This window comes from Williamsia sp. z71 (assembly GCF_059553375.1).
This window is the reverse complement of record NZ_JCANWX010000005.1, coordinates 1-14,555: the sequence shown is the minus strand read 5'-3', so window position 1 is coordinate 14,555 and position 14,555 is coordinate 1. Positions and strand designations below refer to the sequence as shown.

General features: G+C 65.1%; 17 protein-coding genes. 13 read left to right on the top strand and 4 right to left on the bottom strand.

Annotated features, from left to right (window positions below):
* Positions 1-135: 135 nt before the first annotated feature.
* From AC51GR_RS13100 to AC51GR_RS13070, 7 genes are read left to right on the top strand one after another with little or no spacing between them, the layout of a single operon-like run.
* Positions 136-891: a helix-turn-helix transcriptional regulator gene (locus AC51GR_RS13100; RefSeq protein ID WP_496325088.1), complete on the top strand. Its 756-nt coding sequence runs from the start codon at positions 136-138 to the stop codon at positions 889-891.
* Positions 888-2,336 carry a Fe-S cluster assembly protein SufB gene (gene sufB / locus AC51GR_RS13095; RefSeq protein ID WP_496325087.1) on the top strand — a complete coding sequence of 483 codons (1,449 nt, stop codon included), beginning with the start codon at positions 888-890 and terminating at the stop codon, positions 2,334-2,336. The genes AC51GR_RS13100 and sufB overlap by 4 nt, the downstream gene beginning before the upstream one ends.
* Positions 2,333-3,523 (top strand): Fe-S cluster assembly protein SufD, encoded by a 1,191-nt coding sequence (sufD, locus tag AC51GR_RS13090; protein ID WP_496325086.1) that lies wholly within the window; start codon positions 2,333-2,335, stop codon positions 3,521-3,523. Before sufB ends, sufD begins: the two co-directional genes overlap by 4 nt.
* A gap of 52 nt (positions 3,524-3,575) precedes the next feature.
* On the top strand, positions 3,576-4,346 hold the full coding sequence (gene sufC / locus AC51GR_RS13085) for a Fe-S cluster assembly ATPase SufC (RefSeq protein WP_496325085.1): 771 nt from the start codon (positions 3,576-3,578) through the stop codon (positions 4,344-4,346).
* Positions 4,347-4,391: 45 nt separating this feature from the next.
* Positions 4,392-5,714, top strand: a complete 1,323-nt coding sequence (locus tag AC51GR_RS13080; RefSeq protein ID WP_496325084.1) for a SufS family cysteine desulfurase — start codon at positions 4,392-4,394, stop codon at positions 5,712-5,714.
* On the top strand, positions 5,714-6,184 hold the full coding sequence (gene sufU / locus AC51GR_RS13075; protein WP_496325083.1) for a Fe-S cluster assembly sulfur transfer protein SufU: 471 nt from the start codon (positions 5,714-5,716) through the stop codon (positions 6,182-6,184). The genes AC51GR_RS13080 and sufU overlap by 1 nt, the downstream gene beginning before the upstream one ends.
* On the top strand, positions 6,181-6,576 hold the full coding sequence (locus AC51GR_RS13070) for a metal-sulfur cluster assembly factor (protein WP_496325082.1): 396 nt from the start codon (positions 6,181-6,183) through the stop codon (positions 6,574-6,576). The genes sufU and AC51GR_RS13070 overlap by 4 nt, the downstream gene beginning before the upstream one ends.
* On the opposite strand, the gene AC51GR_RS13065 is transcribed toward AC51GR_RS13070, so the two are convergent.
* Both AC51GR_RS13065 and AC51GR_RS13060 read right to left on the bottom strand, forming a co-directional pair.
* Positions 6,566-7,021: a hypothetical protein gene (locus tag AC51GR_RS13065; protein WP_496325081.1), complete on the bottom strand. Its 456-nt coding sequence runs from the start codon at positions 7,019-7,021 to the stop codon at positions 6,566-6,568. The genes AC51GR_RS13070 and AC51GR_RS13065 overlap by 11 nt on opposite strands.
* On the bottom strand, positions 7,018-7,632 hold the full coding sequence (locus tag AC51GR_RS13060) for an RNA polymerase sigma factor (RefSeq protein WP_496325080.1): 615 nt from the start codon (positions 7,630-7,632) through the stop codon (positions 7,018-7,020). Before AC51GR_RS13060 ends, AC51GR_RS13065 begins: the two co-directional genes overlap by 4 nt.
* Positions 7,633-7,744: 112 nt before the next feature.
* Here AC51GR_RS13060 and AC51GR_RS13055 point away from each other — a divergent pair, with 112 nt between their 5' ends.
* From AC51GR_RS13055 to AC51GR_RS13035, 5 genes are read left to right on the top strand one after another with little or no spacing between them, the layout of a single operon-like run.
* On the top strand, positions 7,745-8,206 hold the full coding sequence (locus AC51GR_RS13055; RefSeq protein WP_496325079.1) for an Asp23/Gls24 family envelope stress response protein: 462 nt from the start codon (positions 7,745-7,747) through the stop codon (positions 8,204-8,206).
* Positions 8,203-8,610, top strand: coding sequence for a hypothetical protein (locus tag AC51GR_RS13050; protein ID WP_496325078.1), 408 nt, complete (start codon positions 8,203-8,205; stop codon positions 8,608-8,610). The genes AC51GR_RS13055 and AC51GR_RS13050 overlap by 4 nt, the downstream gene beginning before the upstream one ends.
* Positions 8,607-8,786, top strand: coding sequence for a DUF2273 domain-containing protein (locus tag AC51GR_RS13045; protein WP_496325077.1), 180 nt, complete (start codon positions 8,607-8,609; stop codon positions 8,784-8,786). Before AC51GR_RS13050 ends, AC51GR_RS13045 begins: the two co-directional genes overlap by 4 nt.
* Positions 8,779-9,792: an Asp23/Gls24 family envelope stress response protein gene (locus AC51GR_RS13040; RefSeq protein ID WP_496325076.1), complete on the top strand. Its 1,014-nt coding sequence runs from the start codon at positions 8,779-8,781 to the stop codon at positions 9,790-9,792. Before AC51GR_RS13045 ends, AC51GR_RS13040 begins: the two co-directional genes overlap by 8 nt.
* Entirely contained in the window at positions 9,789-10,349 is a 561-nt protein-coding gene (locus AC51GR_RS13035; RefSeq protein WP_496325075.1) for a hypothetical protein, read from the top strand. The genes AC51GR_RS13040 and AC51GR_RS13035 overlap by 4 nt, the downstream gene beginning before the upstream one ends.
* Here AC51GR_RS13035 and AC51GR_RS13030 read toward each other — a convergent pair.
* Positions 10,343-11,485 carry a lycopene cyclase family protein gene (locus AC51GR_RS13030; protein ID WP_496325074.1) on the bottom strand — a complete coding sequence of 381 codons (1,143 nt, stop codon included), beginning with the start codon at positions 11,483-11,485 and terminating at the stop codon, positions 10,343-10,345. The genes AC51GR_RS13035 and AC51GR_RS13030 overlap by 7 nt on opposite strands.
* 37 nt (positions 11,486-11,522) lie before the next feature.
* Between AC51GR_RS13030 and AC51GR_RS13025 the strand changes: the two genes are divergently transcribed.
* Positions 11,523-13,154, top strand: a complete 1,632-nt coding sequence (locus AC51GR_RS13025) for an ABC-F family ATP-binding cassette domain-containing protein (protein WP_496325073.1) — start codon at positions 11,523-11,525, stop codon at positions 13,152-13,154.
* An 80-nt stretch (positions 13,155-13,234) separates the two neighbouring features.
* On the opposite strand, the gene AC51GR_RS13020 is transcribed toward AC51GR_RS13025, so the two are convergent.
* The gene (locus AC51GR_RS13020; protein WP_496323328.1) at positions 13,235-14,290 is read right to left on the bottom strand and encodes an IS110 family RNA-guided transposase; all 1,056 of its coding nucleotides are present in this window, start codon (positions 14,288-14,290) and stop codon (positions 13,235-13,237) included.
* Positions 14,291-14,555 lie beyond the last annotated feature (265 nt).

The following is a 14,555-nucleotide window of genomic DNA, read 5'->3' as shown; positions in this document are numbered from 1 at the left end:
CGATGCGCCGGGAGCGTCTGAAAGTGTGGCATTGATCAAGCAAGGTGACCCTTGCTAGCAATCGGAATCTATTTCGGTAACACTTGTGTTGTGAAAACGGTTGCTGGTACCTCGCATGCCCCGGAAGGGGCATCGATGTCTGCTGCTCCGGGCACACATCTGGGCGCTGATTCTCCGGTCCCGGTCAGTCACGACGGCCAGACCCGGGCCGCGGTGGTCACCCTGATACTCGAACAGGGACCGGTCACGGCGGTACACATCAGCGACGAGCTCGGCATCACGCCCACCGCGGTACGTCGTCATCTCGACGCGATGATCGCCTCGGGTGATGTGATCGCGACAGCAGCGCCGCGATACGCACACCGCGGACGCGGACGCCCGGCCAAGCATTTCCAGCTCACACCGAGCGGTCGTGGTCGCCTCAAGCACGCCTACGACGACCTCGCCGGCGCTGTGATGCGTCGCCTGCGCAAGATCGGTGGCGAAGAGGCGGTTGCCGACTTCGCCATGGAACGTGCCCAGGAAATCGTCGCTGACGTGCCGGTATCGGGCAGTTCGGCAGAAGAGCTCGAGAGCACCGCCGAACAAATTGCCGAAGCGTTGACCAGTGCGGGATTTTCTGCGACCACTCGTCGCGTTGGTAATGGTGTGCAGATCTGCCAGCACCATTGCCCGGTGGCGCACGTGGCCGCCGAGTTCCCGGAATTGTGTGAGGCAGAAACCGCGGTGTTCACCGCGAAACTCGGTACCCACGTGCAGCGTCTGGCGACGATCGCCAACGGCGACTGTGCCTGCACCACCCACGTGCCACTTGCAAAAATGCAGGGGGCGAATCAGGTCGACGCTCAGTCCGCGTCGGCATCGGTAGCCTCCGGAAGGAGCCACATATGACGGTCACAGACCCGACCCCCGCGGCAACGGCGGGCGTTCTGACGCAGGAAGAGACGATCGACTCTTTCGGTTCATACGGATACGGCTGGTCCGATTCCGATGTCGCAGGCGCCAGTGCCCAGCGCGGCCTCTCCGAAGCGGTTGTCGCGGACATCTCGTCCAAGAAGAGCGAGCCCGAGTGGATGCTCGCGGCGCGCCTCAAGGCGCTGTCGATCTTCGACCGCAAGCCCATGCCGAACTGGGGCAGCGACCTCGACGGCATCGACTTCGACAACATCAAGTACTTCGTGCGCTCCAGCGAGAAGCAGGCAGCCACCTGGGACGATCTGCCCGAAGACATCAAGAACACCTACGATCGACTGGGCATCCCGGAAGCGGAGAAGCAGCGGCTGGTCTCCGGTGTGGCGGCGCAGTACGAGTCCGAGGTCGTCTACCACTCGATCCGTGAGGACCTCGAGGCGCAGGGTGTGCTGTTCCTCGACACCGACACCGCGTTGAAGGAGCAGCCCGAACTGTTCCGGCAGTACTTCGGCACGGTCATCCCGGCCGGTGACAACAAGTTCTCCGCACTGAACACCGCGGTCTGGTCGGGTGGATCGTTCATCTACGTCCCGCCGGGTGTCCACGTCGACATCCCGCTGCAGGCCTACTTCCGGATCAACACCGAGAACATGGGTCAGTTCGAGCGCACCCTGATCATCGTCGACGAGGGTGCCTACGTGCACTACGTCGAGGGTTGCACCGCGCCGATCTACAAGACCGACTCGCTGCACTCGGCTGTGGTCGAGATCATCGTGAAGAAGGGTGGCCGCTGCCGGTACACCACGATTCAGAACTGGTCGAACAACGTCTACAACCTGGTCACCAAGCGGGCCAAGGCCGAAGCCGGCGCCACCATGGAGTGGGTCGACGGCAACATCGGTTCCAAGGTCACCATGAAGTACCCGGCTGTGTGGATGACCGGTGAAGGTGCCAAGGGCGAGGTTCTCTCGGTGGCATTCGCCGGACCCGGACAGCACCAGGACACCGGATCGAAGATGGTGCATCTGGCCCCCAACACCTCGTCGAACATCGTCAGCAAGTCGGTGGCGCGTGGCGGCGGGCGGGCCTCGTACCGCGGTCTGGTCCAGATCAACAAGGGTGCTCACGGCAGCCGCTCGACGGTGAAATGTGACGCGCTGCTGGTCGATCAGATCAGTCGCAGCGACACGTATCCCTACGTCGACATCCGCGAGGACGACGTCACGATGGGCCATGAGGCCACGGTCTCCAAGGTCAGCGACGACCAGATCTTCTACCTGATGAGCCGCGGTCTGTCCGAGGACGAGGCAATGGCGATGGTCGTGCGTGGATTCGTCGAGCCGATCGCCAAGGAATTGCCGATGGAATACGCGCTGGAATTGAACCGGCTGATCGAACTGCAGATGGAAGGCTCCGTCGGATGAGTTCTGCTACAGGTGTTGTCGGTGCGGTGCAGGGTGAGAACTCCCGGCCGGCGGTCAACAAGGGTGAGATGTTCACGTCGTTCGACGTGAACGCCTTCGAGGTACCCCGTTCCAAGGACGAGGCGTGGAAGTTCACGCCCTTCCGTAAGCTGCGCGGCCTGCACGACGGCGGCGCCGAGCGCAGCGCCGAGGCGACCGTTGAGGTCTCCGGCGCTACTGAGGGCGTGAGAGTCGAGACGGTCGGTCGCGACGACAAACGACTCGGCCAGGGCGGCGTGCCGTTCGATCGGATCGCGGCGCAGGCCTATTCGTCGTTCACCTCGGCGACCGTGGTCACCGTGGGCAAAGAGGTCGAACTCGCCGAACCGATCACCGTGACCGTCGAGGGTCCGGGTGTCGGGCAGACGGCGTTCGGTCACCTCCAGATCCGGCTCGAGGCGTTTGCCAAGGCAACCGTCGTGATCGATCAGAAGGGCAGTGGCACCTACGCCGAGAACATCGAGTTCATCGTCGGCGACAGTGCGCACCTGACGGTCCTCAACGTGCACGACTGGGCCGACGACATGGTCCACGTGCCCGCCCACCACAACCGGCTCGGCCGCGACGCGGTGTTGCGTCACTTCGCGATCAGCCTTGGTGGCGAGCTGGTCCGGCTCAGCCAGGTGGTGCACTACGACGCACCCGGTGGCGACGCCGAACTGTGGGGTCTGTACTTCGCCGACGCCGGCCAGCACCTCGAACAGCATCTGCTCGTGGATCATTCGCAGCCGCATTGCCGGTCGAACGTGGTCTATAAGGGTGCGTTGCAGGGTGTCGAAGGCGACCGTGCCCGTGAGGCCAGGACGGTATGGGTGGGCGACGTGCTCATCCGCGCCGAGGCCGAGGGCACCGACACCTTCGAACTCAACCGCAACCTGATCCTGACCGACGGCGCCCGCGCGGACTCGGTGCCGAACCTCGAGATCGAGACCGGCGAGATCGTCGGCGCCGGACATGCCAGCGCCACCGGCCGTTTCGATGACGAGCATCTGTTCTACCTGCAGTCGCGTGGCATCTCCGAAGACGAGGCCCGCCGCCTGGTGGTCCGCGGATTCTTCGGCGAGGTGATCGCCCGGATCGCGCTGCCGGAGTTGCGGGACCGTCTGTCGGCCGCGATCGAAGCCGAGCTCGAGGCCGCCGGCGCCTGATCGCCGGCAAGCACAAACTCTTCCCCAGATATCAGCAAGGAACTCAAATACCGTGGCTATTTTGGAAATCCGTGATCTGCATGTCAACGTCAAGCAGACCGACGCCGATGCCGAACCCATCAACATCCTCAAGGGTGTCGACCTGACCATCGAGTCGGGTCAGACCCACGCGATCATGGGCCCCAACGGCTCCGGCAAGTCGACACTGTCGTACGCCATCGCCGGGCACCCCAAGTACGAGGTGACCCAGGGCACCATCACCCTCGACGGCGAGAACGTCCTCGAGATGTCGGTGGACGAGCGGGCGCGCGCCGGACTCTTCCTGGCGATGCAGTACCCCGTCGAGGTCCCGGGCGTGTCGATGTCGAACTTCCTGCGCACCGCGGCCACCGCGGTCCGCGGCGAGGCGCCGAAGCTGCGCCTGTGGGTCAAAGAGACCAAAGAAGCGATGAACGAGCTGGAGATCAACCCGTCGTTCGGTGAGCGCAGCGTGAACGAGGGATTCTCCGGTGGCGAGAAGAAGCGCCACGAGATCCTGCAGCTCGGTCTGCTCAAGCCGAAGATCGCGATCCTCGACGAAACCGACTCGGGTCTGGATGTCGACGCCCTGCGCGTCGTCTCCGAGGGCGTCAACCGTTACAAGGAGCGGGAAAACGGTGGGGTTCTCCTGATCACCCACTACACCCGGATCCTGCGCTACATCAAGCCGGACTTCGTCCACGTGTTCGTCGACGGCCGCATCGTCGAGTCGGGTGGCCCGGAGCTGGCCGACGAGCTCGAGGAGAACGGCTACATCCGGTTCACGCAGACCGCAACCGCGTAGAGACCGGATACACCTTTCGCCCGAACATCTTTCAGGAGGCCAGACATGACGAGCATCGATGAGACGATCGCTTCGAATGCGCTGGACGTGACTGCTGTCCGCGCCGATTTCCCGATCCTGGGTCGTACGGTGCGGGACAACAAGCCGCTGGTGTACCTCGATTCCGGTGCCACCAGCCAACGTCCGGTGCAGGTTCTCGATGCCGAACGCGATTTTTTGGTCACCTGTAATGCGGCGGTTCACCGCGGTGCGCATCAGTTGGCCGAAGAGGCGACCGATGCCTACGAGGACGCGCGGGCATTGGTTGCCGGGTTCGTCGGCGCCGATGTCGACGAGTTGGCATTCACCAAGAACGCCACCGAGGCGCTGAACCTGGTGACCTACACCCTCGGCGACGACCGCAGTGCCGCCGTACTGGGGGGCAATGCCCTCGGACCCCGCGACACCGTGGTGGTCACCGAGCTCGAGCATCACGCGAATCTGGTTCCGTGGCAAGAACTGTGCCGTCGGACGGGCGCGACGCTGAAGTGGTACGGGGTGACCGACGAGGGCCGGATCGACCTCGATTCACTCGAACTCGACGACACCGTCAAGGTGGTGGCGTTCACGCATCAGTCGAACGTGACCGGTGCGATCGCCGACGTGCCGGAGATGGTCCGCCGCGCGCGTGCGGTCGGCGCCCTGGTGGTACTCGATGCCTGCCAGTCGGTGCCGCACATGAGCGTGGATTTCCACGAACTCGATGTCGATTTCGCGGCGTTCTCGGGCCACAAGATGTTCGGCCCCTCCGGTGTCGGTGTGCTGTACGGCAAGCGCGAACTGCTCGCCGCGCTGCCGCCGTTCATCTCGGGCGGTTCGATGATCGAAACCGTCTCGATGGAGGTCTCCACCTACGCACCCGCACCGCAGCGCTTCGAGGCCGGTGTACCGATGACCTCGCAGGTGATCGGTCTGGGCGCGGCGGTGCGCTACCTGCAAGACCTGGGCATGGATGCGATTGCCGCACATGAGCATTCGCTCGTCGAGGCCACGTTGTCTGCCCTGCACGCCATCGACGGTGTCCGGATCATCGGTCCGGCCACCTCGCAGCAGCGCGGGGGAGCGATCTCGTTTGTGGTCGACGGCATCCACGCCCACGATCTCGGTCAGATCCTCGACGACGAGGGTGTCGCCATCCGCGTCGGACATCATTGTGCCTGGCCGCTGCACAAGCGTTTCGGGGTTGCCGCCACCGCGCGGGCATCGTTTGCTGCGTACAACACACTCGATGAGGTCGACGCGCTCGCCAGGGCAATCGTCAAGGCGCAGGAGTTCTTCGGTGTGCGCACGGCACCGGCCGACACCGCCGCCTCGGAGGTGATCGCCTGATGCGTATGGAACAGATGTACCAGGAAGTGATCCTCGATCACTACAAACACCCCCAGGGACGCGGGCTGCGTGATCCGTTCGGTGCCGAAGTCCATCACGTCAATCCGACGTGCGGCGACGAGGTCACCTTGCGGGTCCGCCTGTCCGAGGACGGCGAGACCGTCGCCGACGTCTCCTACGACGGACAGGGCTGCTCCATCTCGCAGGCCTCGACCTCGGTGATGTTCGAGCAATTGGTCGGTCTGAGCGTGAAAGAAGCACTGACAACGGTCGGTTCGTTCAACACGATGATGACCTCACGCGGCACCGACGAAGGTGACGAAGACGTGATCGGCGATGGCGTCGCCTTTGTCGGGGTCAGCAAGTATCCGGCTCGCGTCAAGTGCGCGCTGCTGGGATGGATGGCATTCAAGGACGCGCTGGCACAGACCGTTGCCGGCACAGAGAATTCGGCTAGGGAGTCGGTATGACCACAACATCAGGACCTGAGGGCTCGACCGAGGTCGCAGCAACGCCGGCGGCGACTCCGGCGGAGGTGCAGACATCGTTGCCGTCCATCGACGACATCGAAGAGGCCATGCGCGACGTGGTCGACCCGGAACTCGGTATCAACGTCGTCGACCTGGGCCTGGTCTACGGCCTGGATGTGGACAACGACGCCGTTGCGAAGATCGATATGACGCTGACGTCTGCCGCCTGCCCGCTCACCGATGTGATCGAGGACCAGGCGCGCAATGCCCTGGTCACCTCCGGATTGTGCACCGACATGGAGCTGAACTGGGTCTGGCTGCCGCCCTGGGGCCCGGACAAGATCACCGATGACGGCCGCGAGCAGTTGCGGGCGCTCGGTTTCACTGTCTGACCTCTTCTGAGGCGGGCAGTTCTTCGAGATCGGACCAGTGCAGGCGCCGGCTGACCGCAGACGCCGTGACCGGTCCGAGTATTTTTCGTAGGCATTCGGCGACCGCGTCGTGAACTCGGTCGCCGTCGGCCACGAGATCATCGCCGTATCGGCCGATCACATCGATGTCGACGGCGGTCAGAGTTGTCGATTCGGTGTCGAATTCGACGGCCGCGACATCTTTGCCACCGATCTCCCAGAGGGCGCGTGCCAGTAGTAGGCGAAGCGCCCGGGTGTTGATGAGGATCCCGGGACTGTCGGTGGAGACCGGTACACCCCGGCGGTTCGACTGGTGCAGACGTGCCCGGATGCCCTCGAAGACGGCGGCCTCGGGGATCTGATCGTCGAGCGCCGAGGCCGCGTCGTTGATCCACCACAGATCGGGGTCGGTGACCGGTTCTGTCATCTCAGGTCCTTCCGTAGGTCTTGATGCCCTTTGTTGGCGTTCACCCTGTCCGGATTCTCCCCGGCCGCCGGCTTCCATGGGGCAAGCCGAACCGCCAGGTGCGCCCGCGTCCGCTGGAGATGACCGCGCACCGATCCCCGGGTGATCGCCAACGCGGTGGCGATGTCCTCATGTGACATCCCCTCGACCTCACGAAGCCACCAGCATGCCCTCGCTTGTGGGCTCAGCCGGCCCAGTTCGTACTGCAGCGCGTCGAGCAGCGACCGGCCCACCGCCTGATCGTCGGGACCGGATGCGTGTGGATCGGGACGTTCGAGCATTTCATCGGCGACCGGGATTGCGGTCCGTCGTCGCCGTAGGTCGATGGTCTTGCGTGAGGCGATGGTGAACAGCCAGGTCCGGAAAGAGGATTCGAAGCCGAATCCCGGCAAACCGCGCCAGGCGGCGAGAAACGTTTCCTGGGTGATGTCCTCTGCTGTGGACGGTGAGCCGGTCAGCCGATTGGCATAACGCAGCAGGGGCCTGAGGTGACGTCGAACCAGATCCTCGAAGGCGGAGCGGTCACCCAGCGCTGCGTAGCGAATCAACGATGCTTCGCTTTCCGTGTCCACGGGTTCAGCATGCCAGTTCTGGATATGGCGTGGATCACGACCGTGCGTGCAATTACGCTCCGCCACCTCGTCATAACCAGTGAACCGGAAATGACGAAGTGGAGGAGCCGAGATGACCGCAGAAACAAATCCCGCCGGCATCGGTAAAGACCCGGAGACCGGTGATGATTCCGGGGCGTCGGGCGGAACGACGACCATTGCCGACGTGGTGGTGTCCAAGATCGCCGCGATCGCCACCAGAGAGATCGACGGGGTCTACGACCTCGGTGGGGGCGCCGCGCGCGCCGTCGGCAAACTGCGCGAGAACATCCCGGGGGCGTCGCCGGACATCACCCAGGGCGTATCGGTCGAAGTCGGCGAACGTCAGGCGGCAGTCGATGTCGGAATGGTCGCGAACTACGGCGTCGCGATTCATGAACTGGCGGAATCGGTCCGGGCCAATGTGATCGACGCGATCGAGAAGATGACCGGTCTCGAGGTCACCGAGGTCAATGTCTCGGTCTATGACGTCCACCTGGACACCGACGACCCGCCAACCGGGCTCGACGGTCAGACCACCCCACGAGTCCAGTGATCGGGTCGTCCGCGGCGGTCGCCGAGCGGGTGCGCGACGCGGTCCTGGCGGTCGAGGGTGTGGCCGGACTCCACGCCGGGACATTCGGTGACGTGGCCACCTATCTGCCGGGGCGCCGCATATCCGGTGTCCGGACCGGCAAAGCCGGTGTCGAGGTTCACATCGTCGTCTACCTCGACGCCGATATCCAAAAAGTGGCCCACGCGGTGCGGGCCGCGGCGGTGGCGCAGCTGGAACGTCCGCTGCCGTGCACGGTGGTGGTCGAAGATGTGCTCGCTCCTGCCGCCGGAGATGCCGTCGACCCTGCGGCCGGAGACACAGTCGACCCTGCGGCGGGAGACGCCGTCGGCTCGGCGGTGGTCGGGGGACGTGAAGTGAATGCACCAGAATCGAGAGAATCATGAGCAATACAGTCGTGGGCTTGTTCGTCGGTCTGCTGCTTGCCCTGGCGATCACCACCGGCGGGTTCACGGGCCTGATGATCGCGCTGGTGTTTGCCGCTGTCGGGCTCGCCGTCGGAGCCCATCGGGACGGACGAATCGATCTCAGCGTGCTGTTGCGGAGCAAGGGCCGTGGCTGAGGCGACCGTCGCGCAGCCGCCCCAGGTGCCTGATCTGCAGCTGAGCGGCCCGGTTCGGCCGGCAGTCCGTGGCACATTGCACATCGAGCCGAAGGTCAACGTGAAGATCGCGCGGCAGGCGGCTGTGGAAGTGCCCGGTGTGGTGCCGTACTCGGTGACACTGGGTTCGTTGACGGGCCGCAATCTCCCTCGTGCGCTGTCGGATTCGAGCACCCGGCATCCGGCGATAACCATCGAGATCGCCGTGAGCTGGCCCGCGTCGGCCGCGGAGATCTCCGCGCAGGTGCAGGAGCATGTCGCCGATGCCTTGATCCGGTTCACCGGGCGGCGTCCGTCGCGGGTCGACGTCGATGTGGTGTCGGTGGCCCCGTCGGAAGGGCTGCTCCTGTCCGAAGAGATTGCGAATATCGTCGCAGTGCAACAGCATTCAGGCGACGAGGTCGACAAACGTGGAGGACGGCCCCCGCGGGCATACCCGGGCGCCGGGCGGGTCGCGCCACTGATCGGCGTGTTGTTGGTCGTCGCAGCGATACTCGCCGGCCGCGAGTTCGCCGTCGCACAGGGCTATTACGACGCCGATGCCTGGATCGGCGAAGCGACACAGACGATCGCGAGCACCGCCTGGCAGACCTGGATGGTCGCGGTCGCCATCGCCGCTGTCGTGGTGGGCTTGTGGCTGTTGTACCTGGCCATCAGGCCCCGCAAGCGCACCCACCGAGCTCTGGCGGTGCCGGGTCTGTGGACCCGCGACGTCGACATCGCCCGACGGATCAGCGCCATCGCACTCGATGACGAGAACACCGTGTCGGCGACCACCACTGTTGCCAGGGGCCGCGCCAAGATTGAGGTGCAGGGCCGCGAAGGCAGTGACAGTGCCCCGCTCCGTGAGCGTCTGGATGTCGCGTTGGCCCGGTTGGAAACGGCGCCGCGCGTGGTGCTCGACTACCGGGCGGCACCCGCGACCGATCCGGCGAAGGCCTCCGCAGATGAGGGGGAGCAGGGATGAGGCGCACCCTGAACATCACTGACCGGCTCGTGGTCGGTCTGGTCGGCCTCATCCTTCTCGGCGGGGGTGTGGTCGCCTTGCTGTGGTGGCAAGGGGTGTCGGTGGTCGTCGACGAGATCGAGCAGATCAATGACTACGAGATCTACACCGCACCGGATGAGTCGTGGTGGCCGTGGGCCATGCTGGTGGCCACCGTCGTCCTGGCGGTGGCAGGATTGTGGTTGGTGCTGGCAAACCTGCGTCCCAACCGATTTCGATCCGTGGTGGTGGGATCAGCGGCAGGCGTGGTGGGTGGGCAGCGCGCGGTGTCGATGTCCGACGTCGGGAAAGCGGCCGCGAAATCGCTGGAGCGGCACCCCCGAATCACCTCGACACAGACGCGGTCCTTCGTGGACGGCACAACGCCGACGCTCGAATTGACGGTGACCGCCGATCCCGCTGCCGAAGGCCGGGACCTGGTCGAGCTACTGCGCGCGGTCCGTCACCAACTGCAACGTTCGTTCGCCGGGGCCGATGTCTCGGTCCAGGTGCTGCTGCACCGGGCACCCAATCAGTGACCGGGGCCGCCGGCGCTGATCGCCGAACGGACGATGGCGCCGGACAGCCGCATATCGGCGTGAGAGATGGTGCCGACCATGGCCCCGACTGTGCCGCCGAGATGGAGACGATCGCTGAGGTACGCGTTCTGCAGTCTCGCCGGCGCTGCGAAGAATGCCTCGAAGAAGGCGGTCAGGTCGGCCGAGGACAGGCTGAGCAGCACCCCGAGTCCGCGTAGCCGGAGCCGGTACACCGCCCGGGCCTGCCGCGGCCACAGCGCCTTGACCGGATTGCGCCCACGCGCGTAGGCGCTGACGAGTTGATCGACCGACGACAGTGACTCGGCCACGCTGTAACCGGTTGCCGGATGGACCATTCCACCGGCGGCCCCGAACCGCAGCGGACCCGCAGATGCCCAGGGCAACCCAGAACTGTCCGACAACGCGAAACGTACGGTCTCCGTCCGTGACGGCTCGAGGGATCCCGGATCGATGTCGAACCCTGCCAGCCGCTTGCCGAGCCGTTCGCGGAGCGCGGCGATGGGCATGGCCGGTGAGGCGGCCAGACATGTCTCTTCGAGCAGAACCCGACTGTCGTCCAACGGGATCGCGTAGAGAAACGTTGGGGTTCGATGGGCGCTCGCGCCGCGCCAATCCATCAGTATCGCGTCGTCGGCGTCCAGGATCGGTGCCGCGTGAGCGCGATCCACGACGATGCCATAGGCGCTCTGCGCCGGCGCCTGGGGGTCCCGGAGTCCCCGCGCATCGACCACCGCCCGGGCCTCGATCACCGTTCCGTCGTTCAGACGCACCGAGCGGGAGTGCACCTCCGAGGTCCGTTGTGCATGGATCGCGACGCCTCCGTCGAGTGTCAGCGAACGCTGCAGTGCTGCGGTGTCCAATGTCACGTATCGCCGCTGCAGGCGGCGGTGCGCGGGCGTGAACACTGCCACACCGTCACACCTGGCCGCGATCACCGAGTCGTCGAGCCAACTCGGGAGATCGTCGGCCCACGCCGCATATGTTGCCTGCCAAAGACTCTCGACCTGCGGATCGACGACGATAACGCGCAGTCCGGCCCACGCCGCACGGTGCGCCAGCGCACGTCCTGCCGGCCCGGCTCCGACCACTGCCAGGTCCGCGATACGACTTGTCATACAAGCACCGTAACGCCTTGCCGTAGACTGGTAAGTCGTGATTACGGCAACTGACCTCGAGGTACGCGCGGGCGTACGCACCCTATTGAGCGCCCCTGGTCCGGCGCTACGGGTGCAACCCGGCGATCGGATCGGGTTGGTGGGCCGTAACGGTGCCGGCAAGACCACCACGATGCGCATTCTCGCCGGTGAAGGCGAGCCCTACGCGGGTTCGGTGGTCAACAGCGGTGAGCTCGGCTACCTGCCCCAGGACCCCCGCGAGGGCGACTTGGCGGTCATCGCAAAGGATCGGGTGCTCTCGGCCCGCGGCCTGGACACCTTGCTGCGCGATCTGGAGAAGCAGCAGGCGTTGATGGCAGAAGCCGTCGACGAGAAGGACCTCGACAAGGCCGTCCAACGGTACGGACAGCTCGAAGATCGCTTCTCGACCCTCGGTGGGTATGTCGCCGAATCGGAGGCCGCCCGCATCTGTAACAGCCTCGGCCTGCCCGACCGCGTACTGGCCCAGCCGCTGAGTACCCTCTCCGGTGGTCAGCGCCGCCGAATCGAACTCGCGCGCATCCTGTTTGCGGCCTCCGATGGCAGCGGCGGCAAGTCGGGTACCACGCTTCTGCTGGACGAGCCGACCAACCATCTCGACGCGGACTCGATCGGTTGGCTCCGTGGATTCCTGCAGAACCACGAGGGCGGACTGATCGTGATCAGTCACGACGTCGAGTTGCTCGAGGACGTCGTCAACCGGGTCTGGTTCCTCGACGCGGTTCGCGGCGAGCCCGACATCTACAACATGGGCTGGAAGAAGTATCTCGACGCCCGCGCCACCGACGAGCAGCGCCGCAAGCGGGAACGCGCCAACGCCGAGAAGAAGGCCGGCGCCTTGCGGGTCCAGGCCGCAAAGATGGGTGCCAAGGCGACCAAAGCCGTTGCCGCACAAAACATGCTCAAGCGTGCCGAACGCATGCTCGACAATCTCGACGAAGAGCGGGTGTCCGACCGGACCGCGAAGATCCGGTTCCCGGAGCCTGCCGCCTGTGGCAAGACCCCGCTGATGGCATCGGGTCTGACCAAGATGTACGGGTCATTGGAGATCTTCGCCGGCGTCGACCTGGCCATCGACCGCGGCAGTCGCGTGGTGGTGCTCGGACTCAACGGTGCGGGCAAGACCACACTGCTGCGTCTGCTGGCCGGAACCGAGAAGGCCGAACGCGGCACGTTGGTACCCGGCCACGGATTGAAGATCGGTTACTTCGCACAGGAACACGACACGCTCGACGACAACGCGAGCGTCTGGGACAACATCCGTCACGCCGCCCCCGACGCGGGGGAGCAGGACCTGCGCGGGTTGCTCGGTGCGTTCATGTTCACCGGCCCGCAGCTCGATCAGCCGGCCGGGACACTGTCCGGTGGTGAGAAGACCCGTCTGGCCCTGGCCGGACTGGTGTCGTCGGCGGCGAACGTGCTGCTGCTCGATGAGCCCACCAACAACCTCGACCCGATCTCGCGTGAGCAGGTGCTCGATGCGCTGCGCAGTTACAAGGGTGCGGTGGTCCTGGTGACCCACGACCCGGGTGCGGCAGCGGCCCTTGATCCGCAACGGGTGATCCTGCTGCCCGATGGCACCGAGGACCACTGGTCGGCCGAATACCAGGAGATCATCGAACTCGCCTGACCCCCCGCTCCCACACCCCGATGATGTGGCCTTTTGGCGAGCATTTCCCCAGGTCGGCCCCGCCAAAAGTTGCTCCTATGTCAAGCGGCGGCGGTCTGAATGGCTCGTGGTTGGGGCGCAGTGTCGGTGATCAGGCGTTGATAGACGGTGCGGACCAGGCGGCGTCGGAGTGCTCGGAGGGCTGCGGTGGTGGAGTCGCCGGCGGCGCGGCGTTTGCGGTAGTAGGTGTAGCCGTCGCTGTCTTCGAGTCGGGTTTGGGTCAGGGCGATGCGGTGCAGGGCGGTGGTGAGTTGTCGGTTGCCGCAGCGCGGTAGCCGGACGCGGCCGGCGGTGTTGCCGGACCAGACCGGGATGGGGGCGGTGCCGGCGTAGTTGGCGTAGGCGTCGGCCGAGTGGAAGCGGGCGATGCCGGCGGTTTCGCCGACGATTTTGGCTGCGGTGAGTTCCCCGCAGCCGGGTAGCTGTAGTAGCGAGGGAACCAGTTCGCGGACTCGTTTGCCGATCTCGGTGGCCGTGGTGTTGATCCGGGTGGTCAGGGAGATGATCTCGTCGAGTTCTTCGCGGGCGATGTCGGCCAGCAGTCCGGTCTCGGTGGCCAGCTGTGCGGCGAGGATCTGTTGGTGTTTGTGCATGCTCAGCGAGCGTGGTTTGGGGGCGTAGGCGGGGTTGATTTCATGGACTCGCCACAGCAGTCGGTTGATTGTTGAGGTGCGTTGTGCGACAAACACTTCGCGTCGATCGACTAGTAGACGTATCTCGCGGGATCGGGGGTCGGCGCCGGCGGCGGGCAGGTTCGGTTCGCGCAGCACTGCCCGCGCGACGGCCAGAGCGTCGATGGGATCTGATTTGCCGCGGGTACGTGCCGAGGCACGGGTGTGGGCCATCATTTTGGTGGGTACCCGCACGGCGGTCTGGCCGGCGGTGAGTAGGTCGCGTTCGAGGCGGGTCGACATCTGTCGGCAGTCTTCGATGCCCCAGAGCAGGTCGGTACCGAACTGGGTGTGGGCCCATCGCATCGCGGCATGATGGCCGGCGGTGGTGGCCGGGGCGGTGAGTTGGCCTAGCTTTTTGCCGACGGGATCGACGGCAACAAATGTGTGTGAGCTCTTGTGTACATCGACTCCAACTACAACCATGGTGGTTGCCTCCTGATTTCAGAAACAGGGACCAGGGACGGTTGGGCCGGTCGGTGGGCAATCCTCAGTTGGGGGCGTTGCCACGCTCCTATCAAGCCACATCGGCCGGTCCTTCCCACCTGGTGTTGGCATAACTTTTGCAAGACCAGACATGCGCATCAATGCGATGCCGGCAGGCACATCAAGAGCCAAACACCAGGTGACCAGGACCCAACCACCGCTCAGGCGGCAACACAAGAGTCACACTGAGGGCACATCATCGGGG